Origin of the sequence: Bacillus sp. (in: firmicutes), assembly GCA_012842745.1 — a bacterium.
Lineage (GTDB): Bacteria > Bacillota > Bacilli > Bacillales > Bacillaceae_J > Schinkia.
Genome location: DUSF01000022.1, coordinates 1 through 22321, shown reverse-complemented (window position 1 = coordinate 22321; position 22321 = coordinate 1). Strand labels below are relative to the sequence as shown.

At 34.8% G+C, this 22321-nt stretch carries 11 protein-coding genes and 4 pseudogenes; 14 read left to right on the top strand and 1 reads right to left on the bottom strand.

Annotated elements, in window-relative coordinates; translation table 11 throughout:
- Positions 1 to 287 precede the first annotated feature (287 nt).
- The 5 genes and pseudogenes from GX497_02960 (at position 288) to GX497_02940 (ending at position 11593) form a co-directional block, all read left to right on the top strand.
- Positions 288 to 565, top strand: a pseudogene (locus GX497_02960) (cell filamentation protein Fic).
- Between the two features lie 72 nt (positions 566 to 637).
- Entirely contained in the window at positions 638 to 4432 is a 3795-nt protein-coding gene (locus GX497_02955) for a hypothetical protein (GenBank protein HHY72181.1), read from the top strand.
- 644 nt (positions 4433 to 5076) lie between these two features.
- On the top strand, positions 5077 to 5334 hold the full coding sequence (locus tag GX497_02950; GenBank protein ID HHY72180.1) for a hypothetical protein: 258 nt from the start codon (positions 5077 to 5079) through the stop codon (positions 5332 to 5334).
- Positions 5335 to 5878: 544 nt separating this feature from the next.
- Complete coding sequence (locus tag GX497_02945; GenBank protein ID HHY72179.1) at positions 5879 to 7522, top strand: hypothetical protein; 1644 nt, start codon at positions 5879 to 5881, stop codon at positions 7520 to 7522.
- 978 nt (positions 7523 to 8500) lie between these two features.
- Complete coding sequence (locus tag GX497_02940) at positions 8501 to 11593, top strand: replication ATP-dependent helicase (protein HHY72178.1); 3093 nt, start codon at positions 8501 to 8503, stop codon at positions 11591 to 11593.
- Positions 11594 to 11895: 302 nt separating this feature from the next.
- Here GX497_02940 and GX497_02935 read toward each other — a convergent pair.
- Positions 11896 to 13122: pseudogene (locus GX497_02935) on the bottom strand (ISL3 family transposase).
- A gap of 74 nt (positions 13123 to 13196) precedes the next feature.
- On the opposite strand from GX497_02935, the pseudogene GX497_02930 reads away from it, so the two are divergent.
- From GX497_02930 to GX497_02890, 9 genes and pseudogenes are all read left to right on the top strand, one after another.
- Positions 13197 to 14012: pseudogene (locus GX497_02930) on the top strand (recombinase family protein).
- Positions 14013 to 14426: pseudogene (locus tag GX497_02925) on the top strand (recombinase).
- Between the two features lie 3 nt (positions 14427 to 14429).
- Positions 14430 to 16004: a recombinase family protein gene (locus GX497_02920; protein ID HHY72177.1), complete on the top strand. Its 1575-nt coding sequence runs from the start codon at positions 14430 to 14432 to the stop codon at positions 16002 to 16004.
- Between the two features lie 430 nt (positions 16005 to 16434).
- Complete coding sequence (gene mef(A), locus GX497_02915; protein ID HHY72176.1) at positions 16435 to 17652, top strand: macrolide efflux MFS transporter Mef(A); 1218 nt, start codon at positions 16435 to 16437, stop codon at positions 17650 to 17652.
- Positions 17653 to 17771: 119 nt separating this feature from the next.
- Positions 17772 to 19235, top strand: a complete 1464-nt coding sequence (gene msr, locus GX497_02910) for an Msr family ABC-F type ribosomal protection protein (GenBank protein ID HHY72175.1) — start codon at positions 17772 to 17774, stop codon at positions 19233 to 19235.
- 133 nt (positions 19236 to 19368) lie between these two features.
- Entirely contained in the window at positions 19369 to 19818 is a 450-nt protein-coding gene (locus tag GX497_02905; GenBank protein HHY72174.1) for a hypothetical protein, read from the top strand.
- 229 nt (positions 19819 to 20047) lie between these two features.
- Complete coding sequence (locus GX497_02900) at positions 20048 to 20560, top strand: hypothetical protein (GenBank protein HHY72173.1); 513 nt, start codon at positions 20048 to 20050, stop codon at positions 20558 to 20560.
- 54 nt (positions 20561 to 20614) lie between these two features.
- Positions 20615 to 21175 (top strand): hypothetical protein, encoded by a 561-nt coding sequence (locus GX497_02895; protein HHY72172.1) that lies wholly within the window; start codon positions 20615 to 20617, stop codon positions 21173 to 21175.
- Positions 21176 to 21197: 22 nt separating this feature from the next.
- Positions 21198 to 22199 carry a hypothetical protein gene (locus tag GX497_02890; protein ID HHY72171.1) on the top strand — a complete coding sequence of 334 codons (1002 nt, stop codon included), beginning with the start codon at positions 21198 to 21200 and terminating at the stop codon, positions 22197 to 22199.
- The last annotated feature ends 122 nt before the right edge of the window (positions 22200 to 22321 follow it).

Below are 22321 nucleotides of genomic sequence, written 5' to 3'. Positions count from 1 at the left end.
AATTTTGCTGTGATAAAGAGCATCTATGCAAGTTATGACCACTAGATTTACTGGAAAATGAATAATAATCGGGCAAAAAGAACATTCTTTGACCACGTTTTTTGGAGCATTTTATAGATGAAATAATGAATTTTAAGAAAAAAACATAAAATTAGAGGCTAAGTCTAGGCTAATAAAATAGTACTAGAACTTAGCTTCTTTTTTTGGGAAAAAGGGGAATATTTTGATGAAACATGTATAATTAAAGAAAATAAGTGCGAGGTGTGTATATGAACTCTGAAATTTTGATGTATCAAACCGAAGGTGGTTTGACAAAAACAGATACTACTTTATACAGCAATACCGTTTTGGCTTTCTATTGATCAAATGGCAGAGTTATTTCAGTGTGATAAGTCTACCATTTCTCATCACATTAAAAATATATTCAAAGAAGGTGAACTGATAAGAAATTCAGTTGTTGCAAATTTTTGCAAATTTTGCAACAATTGCTACTGACTGTAAAACATATCAAGTTGACTACTACAACTTGGATGTCATTATTTCTGTTGTTTATCGCGTTAAATGATTACGAGGTACAATTCCGATAAACACAAAAGCAATACAGTGTTTTATTCTTTATAAGGGGGGTTACAATTACATGGGTACAACTAAATGCAAATTTCATAAGCTTACTCCCACTAAAGATGCAGAATTAAATGTGTATGCCGATGCTTTAGACTATGTTTTTTCTGATGATGATATTAAGAATATTGCTATTACTGGACCTTATAGTTCTGGAAAAAGTAGTATGCTAGAAACATACAAGGCTGCCAACAAAGATAAAACATTTATACATATTTCACTTGCTCACTTTGAAACCGCAACACTATCTACAATTGATTCAGAGGATGATTCAAAAGAAAATAATCAAAGTTTTGAGGCTAACACAAAAACCGTTGAGATTGAGGGGAAAATCCTTAATCAACTTATACATCAAATTGATGAAAAAAAAATACCTCAAACTCATTTCAAAATCAAACGCCCATTTTCTAAAAGGTCGATGCAAGCAATGACGGCAATTTTTACGATGTTCGTGGCGCTGATAATCTTTTTACTAAATAGGAATACTTGGCTATCCTTTGTTAATGGAATGACACCAAGCTGGCTCAAGTTTTTATTTTATCCAACAACCACTGACTTGTTTGTGATCGGTACCCTATTGATTTGTGGGACTGTCACATTTTGGGGTTTGCTTGGCATATTAAAACTTCAGCACAATAAAAATCTTCTAAGAAGGTTAAGCGTTCAAGGAAATGAAATAGAGATATTTGAGAAGGACGAGGATTCTTTTTTTAACAAGCACCTAAATGAAGTTCTATATCTATTTCGGAATACAAAAGCTGATGCAATTGTTTTTGAAGACATGGACAGATATAATTCCAACCAGATTTTTGAAAAATTAAGAGAGATTAATTATCTGCTCAATAATAGCCCAAATAATCACGAAGAAAAAGTGTTCCGGTTTTTTTATTTGCTTCGAGACGATATTTTTAAATCAAAAGATAGAACAAAATTCTTTGATTTTATCATACCCGTAGTTCCTGTTATTGTTGGAGCAAACTCATATGATAAATTCATTGAATACTTCAATGATGGAGGTATTCTTGAAAGCTTTGACAGTAGCTTCTTACAAGAAATATCAATGTATATAGACGATATGCGATTGCTAAAAAACATTTATAATGAGTATAGAGTTTATTATGACCGTATTCAGTTAACAGAGCTCAGCTGTAATAAACTGTTAGCAATGATAGCATATAAAAACCTTTTTCCTCGAGATTTTTCCGAATTGCAACTTGGTAAGGGGTATGTTTTTTGCCTCTTTAGAAATAAAGACCTATTCATCCATGCGGAAATAGACAGTATTGAAAAACGAATTGTTGAAATAAATGATCTTCTTCAAAAGGCAGAAAAAGAACATTTAAAGTCTATAGATGAACTGGATTTAATTTTCTTCGAAGAAAGCGGATATATATACGATGTTTCTGGAAGGGGTGCAGATTCATTTCCAAGTAATAGTGATTTTGTTAGAGAAATGAGAACTCGTCCAAACGAAGTTTATCGTTGGAGCAATAATTATAGTAGGCATCGATCTGATGTTAAACCTATTTTTGACAAAATGCAGACAAATTCAGAGTATTTAGAAAGAAGAAAAGCTATTGAAAATAAAGCTTCGCAAATTAATAGCACTCTTACTAATCAGTTGTATAAGTTAAATAATAGAAAAAAGGAGTTGGAAAGTGCAACTCTCAGTGAAATTATACAAATTAGTCAGGAAATGGCTGCAAAAGTCTTTGCGTCAACATATACTGACGAGATTAATAACATCTATAAGTATGAGGATATAAAGGGAAGCCTCTACTTTCCATTAATTAAATACTTAGTCAGGAATAAACATATTGATGAAAACTATCCAGATTATATGTCTTATTTCTACGAGCAAAGCATCTCAAGAATCGACCAAATATTTGTCCGCAGCGTTTTTGATGTTGAAGCTAAACCTTTTACATATGCTTTAAAAGATGCTGCATTGGTTGCTAGCAAAATAAGTCCACGTTATTATTCACAACCAGAAGTACTTAATTTTGACCTTTTTGCTTTCTTGCTTAAAACCCAGCATGAAAACTTATCACCATTCCTCAAGCAGTTACGGGATAACCGCAGAGTAGACTTTGCTTTGGAGTTTTGGCAGTCGGGCAGGGAAAAACGACAACTACTTCATGATGTCAATAATGTATGGCCTGAAATATGGCAAACAATTTCGCAGACAGATACTATTTCAGCAGAAGATAAAAACAAGTATCTTATTGATACATTTTATTATTCTCCCCACAAAGATTTAGAGAGAATGAATATTGATGGTATCATAACAAAACATATATCCACATGTTCAAGTTTTATTTCAATTGCTGAACCAAAAGTCTCTCTTGTCGTTGAAGCCTTAGATTTCCTGAAGGTTTGTTTTGAGGGAATTGACTATAAGGTGTGTAATAAAGAACTTTTCAACGCAGTCTATTCTAATAATCTTTACAAGATTAACAAGTCTACAATTTTTATGATCCTGGAGAATGTCTATCAAATTGTTAAAAACGAGGACTTTTATCATAAAAATTATTCACTAATATTGACAAGACCGGATGAACCGTTAGTGGCTTACGTTGAGGAAAATATGGATTCTTATATAAGCTTTGTTTTTGATATATGTGACGGCAGTATCAGTGATGATGAAGTAAATGCCATCGCCATTCTTAACCATACGGATGTAGAACAAACATATAAAGAACGCTACATTAATGCTCTTACTACAGAAATTGAACAACTAGAATCAATTAATGATTCTGGACTTTGGTCTTTACTACTCTCCCAATACCGTATTCCTTGCTCAATAGCTAATATTCTTAGTTACTATTTTGATTCAGGAAATGGTTTTGATGACATTCTTACTGATTTCACTAATGAATCCGAACTTGATAAAGGATTGTCTTATACTGATGTTGTGAATAATCATGGAAAAGAACAGGCGATAGCTTTCTATAAAAGTTTAATTACTAATAATGCTTTAGATAACGAAAAGTATACAAGTCTTTTATCAACATCTGGCATAAGCTATCCTCAATTTTCGTTTGAAGATATTAAAGATGATAAAGTAAGAATTCTCATTAATTTGAAAATCATAAAGATGAATACCTTTAACCTAACCTTTATAAGAGAGAACTACTCGAATTGCAAAATGCACTTTATCTTTGAAAATATCGACGAGTACTCTCAAAATGTTATTAGTGAAGAAAACTCAAACTTTGACCTTTTTGAACTAAAGCATTTACTGAAAAAGAAGGTTGCCGATGAAAACCTACTGAGGTTACTTCGATTCACTAATGAACCTATCTCTATTGCGGGTAAAAGCGTTTCGGATGTAGTCAAAAAATATATTCTTGAAAATAACTACCATGGAGAGGATTTATCTTTACTTATCTCTAATTATGAAACAGAGTCCTCTGAAATAAAAGCAATTGTACTCGCTTTATGTGTTGAGGAGATAGAGCAGATTGTTAATGGTGGCATAAAAACACCTTACAGCCTACTTATTGCGTTGCTACAATCTGCCGAAACCTTAAATAAGAGAGGATTACTCGCCGGGAATTTAAGGGACTTGACGCGAGAGCAAGCCATTGAGTGCTTTACCTCACTAAAAATGAGCAATTTGCTAACAGTCTTTAATGGGAAATGGCCCTCTATTAAAATTGATGACGACAACACCTTAATTTTAAAGATAATGAAGGAAAAAAGGTGGATTTCAAGTTTTGCGGAAGATGAATATAAGCCCGATTATTATAGGGTAAGAGCAAGGCGTAATATTGATAGTGATGATAAACTACCACACCATCTTCTGTAAAACAGCCCCATCTAGCTGCAAGCAGAGAAGTACTGAAGGTTAGTCTTTGTTTGGGCAAATATTCTATTAAGCACGTCCGAAATAGAGTACTTACGCAATGTTCTCACTGATATACTTTTAGGTTTCAATTTTAAATGCTTCTTCAAATCGTCTACCTTTTGCCATACCGATACAGACACACCCCATTATAGTTGATATATTTATTATAACAATCTGTGTCTACTTTTTAGTCTAGCATCACTCTTGGACACTTATACGGATTCTGCTTTAGCAAAAGTAGAATCAGCTTACTTTGATATCATATCTAAAATCAACGCCACATATGCGCGTTATATGTCTCTCATAGATGCAGCGTTTGATGTTTCCATGAATTCACCCGTATTGGCAGCTACTTCCATCGATTTAGCTGTTGAATTATGGGTTAGATGATGCGAAGATTTTAAAAAGTGATGCAGATTGAGAAGCGTTTTTTCTAGGATAAAGGGATATAGGCCAATAAATAGATAGATAGGACTTAATGATGCTAACAAGTCCTGTTTTTTTACCATTTAAATTTATTTTTAAAAAGTTTTTTGAAAAATATCAACTAATTGTTTGCTTCAATAGGATATGTGGTAATAAATCTATTTTTAAGTTAGGGGGGATTGGAAATTGGTGCTTTTCGTTCAGTTGGAAAAGGAATCGGAACCGTTGGTGGAGGTCAGATTGGTGGAACTGTTAAAATAGCTGGAAAAGCTGTAGGTAGGAAGTGGGAGGGGGCTGGTGAATGGTTAGAAGAAGTTGTGGAAAGCGTTCAGTCTGCTTTCAAAATTGCTTTAGATAATGCTGGACAGTTTGTCGATGCCCAAACTGGTCACATCGGTGGTCGTGCGATTTGGGGTGGTGGGGATGAGTATCGTTAAATTAAAAAGGGTAAGATCTGCACCACTCCCCTTTAAAGTCTCGTGGTCATCTCAAACCCTGTCACTAACAATATAAATAAATTTATGCTCTTGTACTAATTAACCTCTGATATAATATTAACATATCTAAAATAATATATGCAAGAACAGGTAAAAAGTTTTCTAATAATAAGGATGGTTGTATATGTATGATGTAAAAAGAATTAATGAAAACTATAAGGTGGCACTAAAACCACATGAGCAATATTTTATTCTAAGATGGAGTGAACTACTAGAGGACGGTCATTTACACTTTAGAAAATTGCTCAATCCATGTTCAAGGGCATTACTCAGAGAATTTATTGATGTTATTGGTTTATTCAAATCAGGTGTGCTAAATCTTTATAATATAAATAATTTAGCGAAGGAATTAATTGTATCATTAAAGAATGACAAAATATTATATGAAAACTTTTCAGAGGACTATGATTTTATTATCAACAAGATATCAAGTTTTTCCACAATTATATCGACAACGAAAGTAAATGAAGAAGGCTTTAACGAGTTGGACAACAAAATTTACAGAGATATTGATAATGTTAAAGCTTTTACCAAAGCATTTTTAAATAAATTAGAATCACTTAATATTATTGAGTATTACTCTAACTTCTTTAAAGAAAAGTTGTCTAGTGATTATTATTCATTTTCAGATATTGATGCAAATTTAGCAATATTTTTAAGTGAATTGTTATTTGAAGGAAATTCAAAGGCTTATTTATACAGATGGGGAGCGGGGGTTTTCGTTTATGATGAAAATGAGGATTCATTAATAGCTAAAATGGACAGATTGGGGCTGGAATTAGGTAAAAAAAACCAAAGGGCATTTTTGTGTTTTTTAAAAGTAAATGTTCCGAATCAGTATCAAGCCCTATATAAATTGAATGGTAAGGTAAGATTTTTTCAAGATCACAATGATGCGAGAACAATATTGGAGGAAGAATTAACAGGAACCTTTTCTGGAGAAATAGATGAATTTTTTACAAGTGATATGAACCTTCAAATTGCCTTAATTGAATTAGAAGCCATGGATGAAGAAGCTGCAATCCATAAAACGAGGAAACATCTATTATCTAGACTAACGCTAATAAATTTGGACAGTAAATTGAAAAACTATATTCCTTCCATTAAGAAAGATGTAGTTCTTTTAGATAAAAGATCCAGTAATGCTTCACTAAAATCTGATGGGGAGGAACTAGGAATAAAAATTGCTAGAAACTCAGAATACCTCCAGATTTTGTTTTCTGATAACGAAGATGAATATAAAACTTTAAATCGGTTGATGGGTTGGCTTCGTGTTGTACAAGATTCTCCAAAAGAAACTGCATTAGTCGCTATTTGGAGCATGTTGGAATTACTATTTGTTCATGAAAATAGGGATAAAAACAAAAGTGTAATTAAACAAGCTATTCCGTATATTTCCCACTTCTATGCGAAAAGTATTGCCATTAAAGTATTGAAGATATTAAAGAAACATGAAACACAATATGAAATAATAAAAAAAGGTATTGAAGATAAATATGGATCAAATTCAATTGGAAGAAATCGGAATATCAAACTTGAATATTTTTTATATTATATAAAAAAATATGAACGAGATGTATTAGAATTGTATTCAGATTTTTTAATGGAACAACGATATATTTTATTTATTAACTCGTTCACAACCGTAAAAAAGGAGAAAAAGAAACACCCAACCCTTCATCTAAAGGAATATATTTTGGAATTGGAGGATAGGATTAGAACTGACCTATTAAGAGCATATAGGATTAGAAATATTTTAGCTCATGAAGCCTCTGTTAATGCTATATTTTTTGATGATGTCTATTGGAAAATGGTGTTTTATCTTCAAATTATACTAGACGATATTTTATTTTCAATCAATAAACAGAATAAAAATACTATAGAGCAAATGGTAATGATAAAAGAGGAAAGTTATTTACTTTATATGAATTTTCTCGACTCACTTGCAAAGGATTTACAAGATAGGAAAGACCTACAAAAGAAGGAAGTTACAGGGCAAGTAAAAGACGTATCTGAAGATGAGAAAGAACAAAAAGAAAAGAATATAGAGATATATGATGCGCAAAGGGATATGAAGCAACTAACAAAATTTAAAGCATTGGTGGACACAAAAAACTTATTAATATAAATATTGAACTTTCAGATATAGGGTAAAACAAAAATTGACCTATATCAAAGCTTGATTATTTTTAGCGAAAAATTTAAAGATAAAATGCACCACTACATCTCATTTTTGGGTTTGTAACCGCCAACACTCAAGCCATGTTGAGTGTGTTGTCTTGATGTCAAGGGTGTAATCCTTGAATTTACTGGGTCTGTTGGATTGCATCTATCTTGTCCACTCAACCTAAAGTGCCAAAATGTGTTTGCGGGAACATATCCATGGATGGAAAAAGAACCGAAAAATGATGTAGGGTTGAGTAGATAGATTAGATAACATCAGTAGGGTTGTGGAGATAGGATAGATGTATAATCAATCTGATTAGTTGTAATATAAGAACCTTTCAATGCATCAGGACAAACGGAAGGAAAAGTCGCAGGAAGCAAAGGCAGACTGTTTTTGACATCTTGGACATAGCGTATGAACAAACCGTTGCCACTGTTACATAATAGCAAGGGATCGAACATTCTAAGAATTCATAACCTTAGTAGGCTTATTTATGTATGGCCTTTTTATTATATCAGTAAATCATCAAAGAAATAAAAAAACGCTAACTAAGTAGATGCAATGCTTCGTTAGCTTGATGGCTATGGGGTCGGGGCCCCGCCAGCGGAAATTAGAAGTGATTGGCCGTGATACGCTTTGATGTGGATGGAGCCCTAAAGGCTGTTTTTCCGCCATCCGCCATAAAAGCGCTATCACGGACACAAACAAGGTCAAGGGTGGTGAACGGGGGGATTTTCCACACTTGAACAGGCAACAAAAGATTAATCCGGGAAGGAGGGTTTATCTTAAAAAAATGATTTTTGTATCTTGACAAAGGGATACATTACAGCTTTTATCGTTGCTTTTGCTTTGAATTGACTGATAATTTCTAGACATATAGAAGTTAATACAATTGATATATAAAATAATGTGCTGTAAGTGGGGGAAGAGAAAAAATTCATGAATAAAAAAGAAAATATTTTAAATGCTTGGATCACGATAGAGCAATTGTCCGAAGGTTCTATAGATAAAAAGGATAAAAAGTTAAAAACATTGCCTACAAAGCCAAATGAGTGGTTTAATTTTTTTTTAGAGTTTCTAAATGAGCAACTACAAAAAAGTTCAGAGAAGGATTTTGAGAAATCGGGAATAGTGTTGTATTTTAACATTTTTAACTTCCAAGAAATAATTGATATTCTAAGGAAAAAATATAATATTCTGGCAACTGACGAAGAGACAAGCAATTCTGATAAATTTACATTTTGTTTGTATTTTGATAAAGAATTAAATTTTATTGCAGAAAAATTTTTCCTTACGATGAGTGGATATGTTCGGGCTAACGGTGAACTTCCAAAGAAATTTATGGAAATAGAAAACAAATTTCGTGAAGACCTGAGTAGAAGATTTGATGATGAAGGTTTTAATACAACAATTTCAGAACTTTTCCAAAAATATAACGCTACTTTCGAAAATTTTCGTTATGGATTTGTTAAAAACTTAGAGTATGATGATGCGAATTTACATTCATTTTTTATTGATGATTTACAAAAAGCAAAGAACATAAAAACAGAGAATTTGAGTCGTTATTTTAATGGTTATTCAGGTGAAAGATTTAACTTTGATAGTAAAAAAGATTCATCGAATTTTAACCCGGACATTTTCAAGGAAATTTTACAGCCAAAAAATTATCCGTTAGGACGTTTTCCGAGTAATCCCGAATATGCACTTTCGCTTATGCAACAAACCGCGGTTAACTTAGCTTTGAAAGAAGATAACAACATTTGTGGCGTGAATGGTCCACCTGGAACAGGAAAGACGACTCTGTTGAAGGATATTTTTGCTGATTTAGTTGTTCAACAAGCATTAGCTATATGTCAACTATCAGATAAAAGTATCCAGGGTAGTTTAGTTTATTGGGAAAATGCCAAACTAGGAGTTTTACCACATTTAATTTCAGACAAGAATATCGTTGTTGCAAGTTCTAATAATGGAGCAGTTCAAAATATTGTAATGGAATTGCCAAAACAAAAAGATATCGGTATCGAATTTCAGGATTTATTAGCAGAAGCAGATTACTTTAGGGATATATCAAATTCGAAATTAGATGTTGATTATTCTAATAAACGAGAGCTAAAAAGTGAATTGATGGAAAAAGGAAACTGGGGAGTTTTTTCGTTAGAAGGTGGCGCGTCCAGTAACGTTAACAAACTACTTTTAACAATAGAGTTTATTGAACAATATCTTGAAAATGATTATCAACCTAATTCAAATATTTATGAAGAATTTATACAATTGTATAATGAATTAAGAGTTGAAAGAGATAGAATCCAAAAATATAGTGAAGAAATTAGGCCACTTTTAGATTTGAAAAATCAATATAAAAAGCAAAGTTGGGATTTTAAACAAGAGGAAAGTGAGAAACGAACAGAATTATTATCATTGGAAACAGAAATAACGAATGAAATAGAGAGGTTGAAGGAGCAAAATAATAGAATACAAAATGATTTGTTGGATGTTTCCGTTAAAATGGAAAGATTAGATAATGAACAAGCTCAGGCAGAAAGGAATTTTGATGTTATTAAGGAACAAAAACCGGGTTTATTATTGCTTCAAAAGATTTTTAATCGGTCTAAAGTTAATCAATATATCGACAAGCTAAACAATGCAAATGACACCTTGAATCGTATTACTGAACAAAAAAGGGAATGCTTAAATAATAAAGATACTTTACATGATGCAATGAAAGGAAATGCTATCAAAATAGATGCTAATAAAGAACAAATTAAAAAGGCTAATAATGCCTTTAATAGATGGTTGTCAGCACAACAAAAAGTATTACAAGATATAGAGCGAAATATAGTGTCATTGGAGAAAACAAAATCTCAAAGCAATATTAAAGAACTAGATTTTTCACAATCGTATGAAGAGCTTCAAAAGTCTAATCCTTGGTTTAATAAAAACTTTCGTATCTTGCAATCTAAGCTTTTTATATCAGCACTAAAAGTCAGAAAGCAATTTTTATTTGAAAATAAAAAACATTTAAGAGCCGCTAGAAATATTTGGAGTCGACAGTTGGATTACAATTCAAAAGATAATGGTTATCAATTAATATTAGAATCTTGGCAATGGCTGAACTTTACTATCCCTGTTGTAAGTACAACTTTTGCTAGTTTTGGTAGAATGTTTAAAAATCTTAATGAAAATTCAATTAGTCATTTATTCATAGATGAAGCTGGTCAAGCGCTACCACAGGCAAGTGTAGGTGCGATTTTTAGAAGTAAAAAAGTAACAGTGGTTGGAGATCCTTCACAAATTAAACCAGTATTGACGTTAGATTCAAATATTTTGAATTTAATCGGGAGAAATTATAATGTTGATGAAAAGTATGTTTCAGCTAATGCATCAACTCAAACAATTGTGGATAATACGAGTCAATATGGATTCCGAAAGAATGAGAATGAGTGGATAGGCATTCCACTTTGGGTACATAGGCGTTCGAACTATCCAATGTTTACAATTTCAAATAAAATATCATATGATGGATTGATGGTACAAGGCAAGGAAGAAGAAGAGGCATATGGAAAATCGAAATGGTATGACTTAACAGGAAAAGCGAATGATAAATTTGTGAAGGAGCAAGCCGAATTACTTAAAAATTTAATAAATGGACGTTTGCAAGAAAATCCAGAACTAAAGGATGAAATTTATGTTATCTCCCCATTTAGAAATGTAGCGTTCAAGCTTGCCAAATTTTTGGACGATATTAGATTTACAAAACGAGAAAAAGGAAAACCAACAAATGTAGGTACTGTTCATACTTTTCAAGGTAAAGAGACAAAGATTGTTTATTTTGTACTCGGTGCAGATACCGATAGTAAAGGTGCTGCAAAATGGGCAGTTACCGAGCCTAATATGATGAATGTTGCTTCTACAAGGGCTAAAGAAGAATTTTATGTCATTGGAGATAAGAAGTTGTATGCTTCACTTGGTAGTAAAGTGGCAAATACAACGATTTCAATCATTGACGAATATAATAAACCAGAAAACGAATAGGCATGACTATAAATGATTCCAGTATGGGATTGTAGTTTTAGATTCATAAGGTACTTAGCAAGTTGATATATTCCCGTAGATGTAAGATTCCATAAAAAACGCCTAGACATCAAGCTTGGTGGTTCAAGCCATGTTGAGTGTGTCGTCTTGATGTCAAGGGTGGAGGAATAAGGGGCTCTTCGCCAATTACAGTGATTTTATAGATAAACTTATAGTTTCTTTTTTTAAAAGATTAAAACGGACAAGGGAATGGGTTCAGTTGTGAAGCGATGTATGGCTCCAAACTGTTACTCATTCTTTTTTTATCCTTTTAATGCAAAATCCAATTTACTATGGAGTAAATAAACCATGGTAATGATATTTTTATCTGAGCGATAACCACACACTTTTCGCTTTGCGGCTTGGAACACGCTATTAATGCCTTCTAATAAGCCGTTATTTAATTTTGACGTAAACCACTGAATAATCCCATCATAATGACTTTAATCATTTTTGAGACTTCAACCATCGGATCTAGGCGACATCTCAGTCCCCATTGGACCCAATCATTTAGCACCATTGGTGCGATTTCGGATGGATACTGGAAAATTTCCTGAAAGCTGATTCGCATTCGATAAGCTTTAGCCGTGTCCAAATTACAATCCTTTAGTCGATCAAGTGTCTCTTTTTGCGATTTTGTTAAGTTTTTCTCGTTTTTCAACCAAACGTATCTTGTGTTTTTTAAATCAGCACAACTTTTTTGTTCATTACGTCGTACCTTATCTACAGCTTCATTTACAGCTTTGATTACATGGAACTTATCAAAAGTGATAGAGGCTCTCGGAAAGTTTTCCCCAGCGCCTTTAATAAAGGCTGGAGACATATCCATGCAAACTTCCGTGACGTTATCCGCTTTGCCGCCCTTGGATTCTAAATGTTTCCTACACTCTTTCCATGTGCTAGAATCCTTCCCTTTCTGTGACATGAATGACATTCTTTTTTTGGGGATCCATGAAAATCGTTATATAATTGTGCCCTCTTTTGGAAGATGTTTCGTCTGTACTAATCATCGTAACATCAGATAAATCCTGCGCTTCGATGGCATGGTCTACATAATAGTGTAGGATACGCCATAATTGGGTATCATGTTCTCCCACCAATCGGCTAATTGCATTCATAGGCATATCTTTTGCCATCAGGATAATCCAAGCGTCAAACAGTGTAGTAAAATTCGATCTAGGCTTAATAGCCCAAGGCACATCAACTCGATGGATTTTCCCACACTTTTGGCAATTTGTACGTGGTAATTCCGCATGAATATAACATGGGTACTCCATAAAGTTTAGATGCCTCCATGTACGGTTATTGTCGGCTATATCATATACTGGCTGATATTCAGCACCACAATTGGAACAACTAAAAACGGCTCCTTTACGAATGCTAACGAAGACATCTAATTGTTTCTTTTCTTCATTAAAAAGGCAGCTATCTATATACCATGGTTCTGGGATGTGGAAGACAGTTTCTATATCCTTAATTTCTATTAACATATTTAATCACCTGAATTCTATTATTATAGAATCCAGTTTAGACACTAGTACATCATTTTAAACAGCGAAGAAGCCAAAAGACTTATACTGACAGCCATTTTAACAGGCACACCAATTATGGTGAGAAAAATATGTATCTAGTAGAAAACCACCATGAGGCAATTATCAGCCATGAAGATTTTGAAGCTGTAGATGCCGTACTCAATCAGAGGGCAAAGGAAAAAGGCATCGAAAAGCGCAATAGCAAATATTTAAACCGATATGCTTTCTCTAGTAAAATTATCTGCTCGGAATGTGGCAGTACCTTTAAAAGACGGGTTCATTCATCCGGTCCAAGAAAATACATTGCTTGGTGCTGCAGTAAGCATATAAGCAATATAACGGAATGTTCTATGCAGTTCATTCGAGATGAAGATATAAAGACTGCTTTTGTTACGATGATGAATAAACTGATTTTCGGTCGGAAGTTCATATTAAGACCGCTTTTAGATGGGTTGCGTAATCAGAGCAACACGGAAAGTTTTCGAAGAATTGAAGAGTTGGAAACTAAAATTGAAAACAACATGGAGCAGAGTCAGATGCTGACGGGTTTAATGGCCAAAGGATATCTGGAACCTGCTCTGTTTAATAAAGAAAAGAATTCACTGGAAGCAGAAAGAAAAAGGCTTCTTGCCGAAAAGGATCAACTTACTCGATCCGTCAATGGCAATTTTGCAAAAGTAGACGAGGTTGACCGTTTGCTTAAGTTTGCCACTAAGTCCAAAATGCTCACAGCTTATGAAGATGAGCTGTTTGAAAGTTTCATGGAGCGGATTATTGTCTTTTCACGAGAGGAAATCGGATTTGAATTAAAATGTGGAATCACATTGAAGGAAAGGTTGGTGAATTAGATGGGTCACACACCCTATGGATATAGAATTGAAGATGGAAAGGCTGTTGTAGATGATATAGCAGCAGAAAAAGTAAGAGAATTATTTTCAGGGTAATTGGCAGGACTTTCTTTGAAGAGCGCTGCTAAAGAAGCTGGGATAGACTGCTACCATGCCACTGCAGGAAAGATGTTACAGAATAAGCACTACCTTGGAGATGGATTCTACCCTTCAATTATTGATGAGGAGACATTCGAAAAAGCCAAAGTAGAAAAACGAAAACGAGCAGAAAAACTCGGAAGGATATGGGAACCTAAAGATGTGCCAGAGATGGATTATCCTGTAAAGTTCAGAGCAAAACCTCTGGTGCAAAAATATAAAGACCCATACCAGCAGGCAGAATATGCCTACAGTTTGATAGAAAGTGAGGTGTAACAAGTGGTAGTGAGTAGGAATGTAACAGTGATTCCGGCAATCAAAAGGGTTGGAACTAATAAAAGCAATGAAAGTAAACCCAAAATCCGAGTGGCTGCTTACTGCCGTGTTTCAACGGATAGTGATGAGCAGGCTTCAAGTTATGAGATTCAAATTGAACACTATACAAATTATATAAAGAAGAACACAGACTGGGAACTAGCAGGTATTTTTGCGGATGACGGTATCACAGGCACCAATACAAAAAAGCGTGAGGAATTTAACCGCATGATTGATGAGTGTATGGCAGGAAATATTGATATGATCATTACAAAGTCCATCAGCCGATTTGCCAGAAACACGTTGGACTGCCTTAAATACATCCGTCAGTTAAAGGATAAAAACATCGCTGTGTTCTTTGAAAAAGAGAATATCAACACAATGGATTCCAAGGGCGAAATCATGCTGACCATTATGGCATCCCTTGCCCAACAAGAGAGCCAGTCCTTAAGCCAGAATGTCAAGCTGGGTATTCAGTATCGCTATCAGCAAGGTGAAGTTCAGGTCAACCACAAGCGTTTCTTAGGATACACTAAAGATGAAAACAAGCAACTAGTCATTGACCCAAAGGGTGCTGAGGTTGTTAAAAGGATTTACAGAGAGTACCTTGAAGGAGCCAGTCTTTTACAGATTGCAAGAGGTCTAGAAACTGACGGTATCCTTACAGCGGCAGGCGGCAAATCAAAATGGAGACCAGAAACACTGAAAAAGATACTGCAGAATGAAAAATACATCGGTGATGCCCTTCTACAAAAGACATATACGGTTGATTTCCTTTCTAAAAAGCGAGTCAAGAATAACGGCATCGTTCCCCAATATTATGTAGAAAACAGCCATGAGCCTATCATTCCACGCGAGCTTTTTATGCGGGTTCAAGAAGAGATGGTTCGAAGAGCGAATCTTCGTGGCGGCAAGGGCGGTAAAAAGAGGATCTGTAGTAGTAAGTATGCTTTATCGAGTATTGTTTACTGCGGACAGTGCGGTGATATTTACCGACGGTTACATTGGAATAACCGAGGTTACAAATCTATTGTTTGGAGATGCGTCAGCCGTTTGGAGGAAAAGGATTCTGAATGTACTGCCCCTACCATAAATGAGGAAACATTGCAGAAAGCAGTTGTTAAGGCTATTAACGAACTTTTGGTCAACAAAGAACCCTTCCTCCAGACGCTACAGAAAAATATAGCTACTGTATTTAATGAAGAAAATGATAATGCCACTGATGACATTGATAGCAAATTGGAAGAATTACAACAACAGCTTCTTATTCAAGCGAAGTCTAAGAATGACTATGAAGATGTGGCTGCTGAAATTTACCGCCTTCGAGAATTAAAGCAAAATGCACTTGTAGAGAATGTAGAGCGTGAAGGAAAAAGGCAACGAATCGCTGAAATGACTGATTTCTTGAATGAACAATCCTACGAGTTGGAGGAATATGATGAGCAGTTAGTAAGGAGACTTATTGAAAAAGTAACGATATATGAAGATAAGCTCATCGTTGAATTCAAGTATGGGATTGAGATTGACGAAGAGATATAGAATATTAACCGCCAATTAAGGACTAACACCCTTTGGCGGTTTTTAATGGATTTTTTAAATTTAAAAGTTGCTTAAAACGACTTGTTGTGTTAAAGTGTACGCTGATACAAATAAGAATTTAGGAGGAACCGAAACTATGACAGCCTCAATGCGTTTAAGATAAGCTAGCAATAAAAAAAGCAGAATCTATCCCCGATGATAGGCTTTTTTGTTGTGCTTATTTATACGATATTGAGCATTCATTAGTTACGGTGAGGATATAGGTTATTTAACTATACCTTTATTTAACTATGTCTTTAATATGAATGTTTCCAAATTGTATGTATGCAGACCAAAAGCCACATTGTGGATTTAGGCCTGCATTTTTTATTGCCTAGAATGCTATTCAAAATAGAAATTCAAGCAAAATAATATGCAGGAGATAATATAAATGGAAAAATACAACAAATGGAAACTTAAGTTTTATACAATATGGGCAGGGCAAGCAGTATCATTAATCACTAGTGCCATCCTGCAAATGGCGATTATTTTTTACCTTACAGAAAAAACAGGATCTGCGATGGTCTTGTCTATGGCTTCACTAGTAGGTTTTTTACCCTATGCGGTCTTTGGACCTGCCATTGGTGTGCTAGTGGATCGTCATGATAGGAAGAAGATAATGATTGGTGCTGATTTAATTATCGCAGCAGCTGGGGCAGTGCTTGCTATTGTTGCATTGTATATGGAGCTACCTGTCTGGATGGTTATGGTAGTATTGTTTATCCGTAGCATTGGAACAGCTTTTCATACCCCAGCACTCAATGCGGTTACGCCACTTTTAGTACCAGAAGAACAGCTGACGAAATGCGCAGGCTATAGTCAGTCTTTGCAGTCTATAAGCTATATTGTTAGTCCGGCAGTTGCAGCACTCCTATACTCCGTTTGGGAATTAAATGCTATTATTGCCATCGATGTATTGGGTGCTGTGATTGCATCTATTACGGTAGCAATTGTACGTATTCCTAAGCTGGGTGATCAAGTGCAAAGTTTGGAACCAAATTTCATAAGAGAAATGAAAGAAGGAATTGTCGTTCTGAGACAAAACAAAGGATTGTTTGCCTTATTACTCTTAGGAACACTATATACTTTTATTTATATGCCAATTAATGCACTATTTCCTTTAATAAGCATGGAATACTTTAATGGAACACCTGTGCATATTTCTATTACCGAAATTGCCTTTGCATCTGGAATGCTAGCAGGAGGCTTACTATTAGGAAGATTAGGGAGCTTCGAAAAGCGTGTATTACTAATAACAAGTTCATTTTTTATAATGGGGGCCAGTTTAGCCGTTTCAGGAATACTTCCTCCAAATGGATTTGTAATATTTGTAGTTTGCTGTGCAATAATGGGGCTTTCGGTGCCATTTTATAGCGGTGTGCAAACAGCTCTTTTTCAGGAGAAAATTAAGCCTGAATATTTAGGACGTGTATTTTCTTTGACCGGAAGTATCATGTCACTTGCTATGCCAATTGGGTTAATTCTTTCTGGGTTCTTTGCTGATAGAATCAGTGTAAATCATTGGTTTTTACTATCAGGGATTTTAATTATTGGCATTGCAATAGTTTGCCCGATGATAACTGAGATTAGGAAATTAGATTTAAAATAAACAATATTGGAGGGATATTTATGTATCTTATTTTCATGTAATTCTTCCTGCTTAAATCGCAGGGTTTTCCCTGCGTACAAGCAAATGAAAACATGCGATTATAGACAGGAGGATATGTTATGGAATTGATATTAAAAGCAAAAGACATTCGTGTGGAATTCAAAGGACGCGATGTTTTAGATATAGATGAATTAGAAGTATATGATTATGACCGTATTGGTTTAGTAGGAGCAAATGGTGCAGGAAAAAGTACTTTACTGAGGGTACTTTTAGGAGAATTAACTTCCCCAGGATGTAAAATGAATCGTCTGGGTGAACTTGCCTATATTCCCCAGTTGGACGAAGTAACTTTGCAGGAGGAGAAAGATTTTGCACTTGTAGGCAAGCTCGGTATTGAGCAATTAGATATACAGACCATGAGCGGTGGTGAAGAAACAAGGCTTAAAATAGCACAGGCTTTATCTGCACAAGTTCATGGTATTTTAGCGGATGAACCTACGAGCCATTTAGACCGTGAAGGAATTGATTTTCTAATTGGACAGCTAAAATATTTTACAGGTGCACTGTTAGTTATTAGTCATGACCGCTATTTTCTTGATGAGGTAGTAGATAAAATATGGGAACTGAAAGATGGCAAAATCACTGAGTATTGGGGGAACTATTCTGATTATCTTCGCCAGAAAGAGGAAGAACGCAAGAGCCAGGCTGCAGAATACGAACAATTTATTGCGGAACGTGCCCGATTGGAAAGGGCTGCGGAGGAAAAGCGAAAACAGGCTCGTAAAATAGAACAGAAGGCAAAAGGTGCTTCAAAGAAAAAAAGTACTGAAGGCGGAGGGCGTTTAGCTCATCAAAAATCAATAGGAAGTAAGGAAAAAAAGATGCATAATGCCGCTAAATCCCTAGAACATAGGATTGCGGCTTTAGGAAATGTAGAAGCTCCAGAAGACATTCGCAGGATTCGTTTCAGGCAAAGTAAAGCATTGGAGCTCCACAATCCATATCCTATTGTCGGTACGGAAATTAATAAAATATTTGGAGATAAGGTATTGTTTGAAAATGCATCTTTTCAAATTCCGCTTGGAGCAAAAGTGGCGTTAACTGGTGATAATGGAACCGGAAAAACAACTTTAATCCAAATGATCTTAAACCATGAAGATGGAATTTCTATTTCACCTAAGGCAAAAATAGGTTACTTTGCACAAAATGGTTACAAGTACAACAGTAATCAGAAAGTCCTGGAGTTTATGCAGGAGGATTGTGATTACAATGTTTCAGAAATTCGTTCAGTGCTAGCATCAATGGGGCTTAAACAAAATGATATTGGAAAAAGCTTATCTGTTTTAAGCGGCGGAGAAATTATTAAATTATTGCTAGCTAAAATGCTTATGGGTAGATATAACATCCTACTAATGGATGAACCGAGCAACTTCCTTGACATACCAAGCTTGGAGGCTTTGGAAATATTAATGAAGGAGTATGCTGGAACTATAGTGTTTATCACCCATGACAAACGCTTACTCGAAAATGTGGCTGATGTGATTTATGAAATTAGTGATAAGAAAATAAATCTGAAACATTAAATCTAAGGTAGTCGCTGGTCAGTATAGTCTGTTCTGGCTAGCGGCTTCATTTTTAAAGAAAAAAGACTTTTCTCTTTAGCAAACATTACATTATGGAAACTAAAATAATTTAAATAAGGGAGGTTGGTTATAGATGGTTGATAATAACACTGTTATGAAAGCGGGGAGATGTATAGAGTGTGGAGCTAGAGAGACAGATGGGTTTTCATGTTATGAGCAATTTGGGTTTCCTCTTATGTGGGAACATAATGATCCAAAGCTATATGAGCAACATTTTTGGCTTGTTTCATGTTATATGATACAACACCCCTCGAATTATACAGAAGAGGGATATAAGCTCTTAGTTAAGCTTTTCATTGATGCTTATGATAATGATTGGGATACACAATATATTCTCAAGAAAAATCGAGAAATTGTAAAATCAGTAAGTAAAATAACAAATCCTGTTGCAAGCAACGAAAGAAAACGCGAACTAAAACATTGGTCTATGACAATTGAAGATATATATTTAGGTGAGGAGCAAAATGCAATCGCTAATATTAATAAATGGAAAGAGGTTATTAGAAGTGAATTAAGACGTTGAAAAAATGAAGGTGATAAGTGAAACTCATTGATATGTTAAGTCAGGCATTAGTATAGACGTTGAAAATCGAAATGAAAAATAAATTGTTATTAGAATCAAACACCTTGCTGAAATACAGGGTGTTTTTCTTATTTCTTTTAATGAGTCAATACAAATTAGTTAATTAGTATTTACAAATTACAAATCAATGGTATAATTTGTAATAGAGTAAATAGCGGAGGTGCAAACGGTGAATAAGAGCGTGACCTTTACAGTTGATGCAGATGTGTACGAGAAATTCTGCATAGCATTGAATTTAACAAATGAAACACAAGACACCGCAGTTGAAAGCTGTATGCGTTGGTATATTGCAAAAACCTTTGAAAAAGCATCACAAGCCTATAACCCAAAAACAATAGCAAGACAAAACGAGGGTGCAAAAGGGGATTTTTACGGAAAAGCAATTCAACGAATCCCAGTGTGGGCTGTAAAGCCAAATCAATATAACCATAAAATTATCCGTGCTTATTTCAAGGCGGTGGCTGCCACAGGTCGTGCTACCATAGACATGATGGAGCGCTTATGCAGTGATGAAAACAACCCGGAACTTTACGTGCCAACATTTAAGAATAATTACTCGCAGATGAAGTTGGATGGGCCTAAGAGCCACGGTAAAGTATTTGAGGATGACGGTGAAACGGTAACAATCTGGCATGAAGTAGAAGATACGTTATTGAAATACAAATCAAGTTTTTGTGATTAAAGATGTTCATGCGATTCCAAGTTGCTGTCACGATGAAATAGGGGGGTAGAAACGTTGCTGGAAATAAAGCGATTAATAGAAGATTTTTTCTTGTTTGTAAAGTCTAATACTATTGAAATTTATAATGAGTTTAGCCTCCAGCATGAGCTGGGGATATTCCTACGTAAAAAACTTCCAGACTATCGTATTCAATTTGAAAGGAATGTGTCATATTTCACATCAGACAACAAAACTATTAAGAAGGAAATAGATATTACCATATTTAACGAAGATAAATCTGAGAAGTATGCCATTGAACTTAAGTGTCCATTAAATGGCCAGTATCCGGAGCAGATGTATTCATTCGTGAAGGACATTAAATTCATGGAAGAACTTAAGAGCCGAGGATTTACTAAAACTGCTACTGTTACCCTTGTTTCGGATAGGCCTTTCTATGAAGGACGCAACAATGAAGGCGTTTATAAGTTTTTTAGAGAAGAATATTGTGTTTACGGTAGTATTTTTAAGCCAACTGGTGTAGGAAAGAACAAAGATTATATTACCCTATCAGGCAGATATGATTTTATCTGGCAGGACTTAAGTGAGGGTCGTAAATATTACATAATAGAGATTTAAATTTAGGGGGATGAAATGGAGAATGAAGGACGATTATCCAACGTCAATGGATTTGTACGATTATGAATATTACATGAAGAGCAGACCACACGTTGTTCTACTGGGCGCAGGTGCGAGTTGTGCAGCTATCCCAAATGGCGACAAGAATGGTAGGAAAATATCCGCAATGAATGGATTCATTAAAAAGCTTGGATTGACAGATATACTAGAAAAAATAACGCTACATACTTCTTCTGATAATTTAGAAGACATTTATATGGAGCTTGATGAGCGCAGTAAAGCAGAACCCAATTGCATGGATGCCAAGCAAAAGTTGGAGGAAGTCATCCGTGATTACATGTTAGACTTTAAGTTACCTGATAGTCCTACGGTGTACGATTATTTGATTATGGGACTAACTTCAAAGGATTTAATTGCAACCTTTAATTGGGATCCACTATTAGTGCAGGCTTATGCCCGTGCTATGGCTTATACTACCAATTTGCCACAGTTAGCCTTTTTACATGGAAATGTTGCAGTAGGATATTGTGTAGAGGATAATGTCATGGGCAATGTAGGGATGCCATGTAGATGCGGTGAACCCCTTGCTCCAACAAAACTCTTATTTCCAATAAAGAATAAAGATTATTCTAGTGATACAGCTATATCAAAGTCATGGAAATCATTGAATAATGCGTTAGAGGTAGCATATATGGTTACTATTTTTGGATATAGCGCACCCAAGAGTGATGTTGAAGCTATTGCCATGTTGAAAAAAGCGTGGGGTGCGGTGAAAGATAGAAATCTTGAAGAAATAGAAATAGTTGATTTGCGTGATGAAAATGAAGTTATCCAATCGTGGGATGATTTTATTCATACGCATCATTATTCATACCATTCCAATTTTTTCACAACAACAATAGGAAGATGTCCTAGAAGAAGTTGTGAAGCTACGTTTGACAGATTGATGATGAATCATTGGTTAAAACCAGATAAAGGGTTTAAGCCAGATATGGATTTTAGTGATATAGATAAATTAACCTGAAATATTCATAGCTCACAAAACTTAAATAAGTTCAACGATGAATCGCCTAAATTTCTTGAACCTTTGGCAAAGGGGAACAATTTACCGGTTTAAAATCCAACTATTTGAATTTTATTCCATAT

What these genes read in the sequence shown, in the direction of transcription:
- GX497_02955 (HHY72181.1), top strand. Translation starts at nt 638, where the DNA reads ATGGGTACAACTAAATGCAAATTTCATAAGCTTACTCCCACTAAAGAT.
- GX497_02905 (HHY72174.1), top strand. Translation starts at nt 19,369, where the DNA reads ATGGTTGATAATAACACTGTTATGAAAGCGGGGAGATGTATAGAGTGT.
- GX497_02940 (HHY72178.1), top strand. Translation starts at nt 8,501, where the DNA reads ATGAATAAAAAAGAAAATATTTTAAATGCTTGGATCACGATAGAGCAA.
- GX497_02890 (HHY72171.1), top strand. Translation starts at nt 21,198, where the DNA reads ATGAAGGACGATTATCCAACGTCAATGGATTTGTACGATTATGAATAT.
- msr (HHY72175.1), top strand. Translation starts at nt 17,772, where the DNA reads ATGGAATTGATATTAAAAGCAAAAGACATTCGTGTGGAATTCAAAGGA.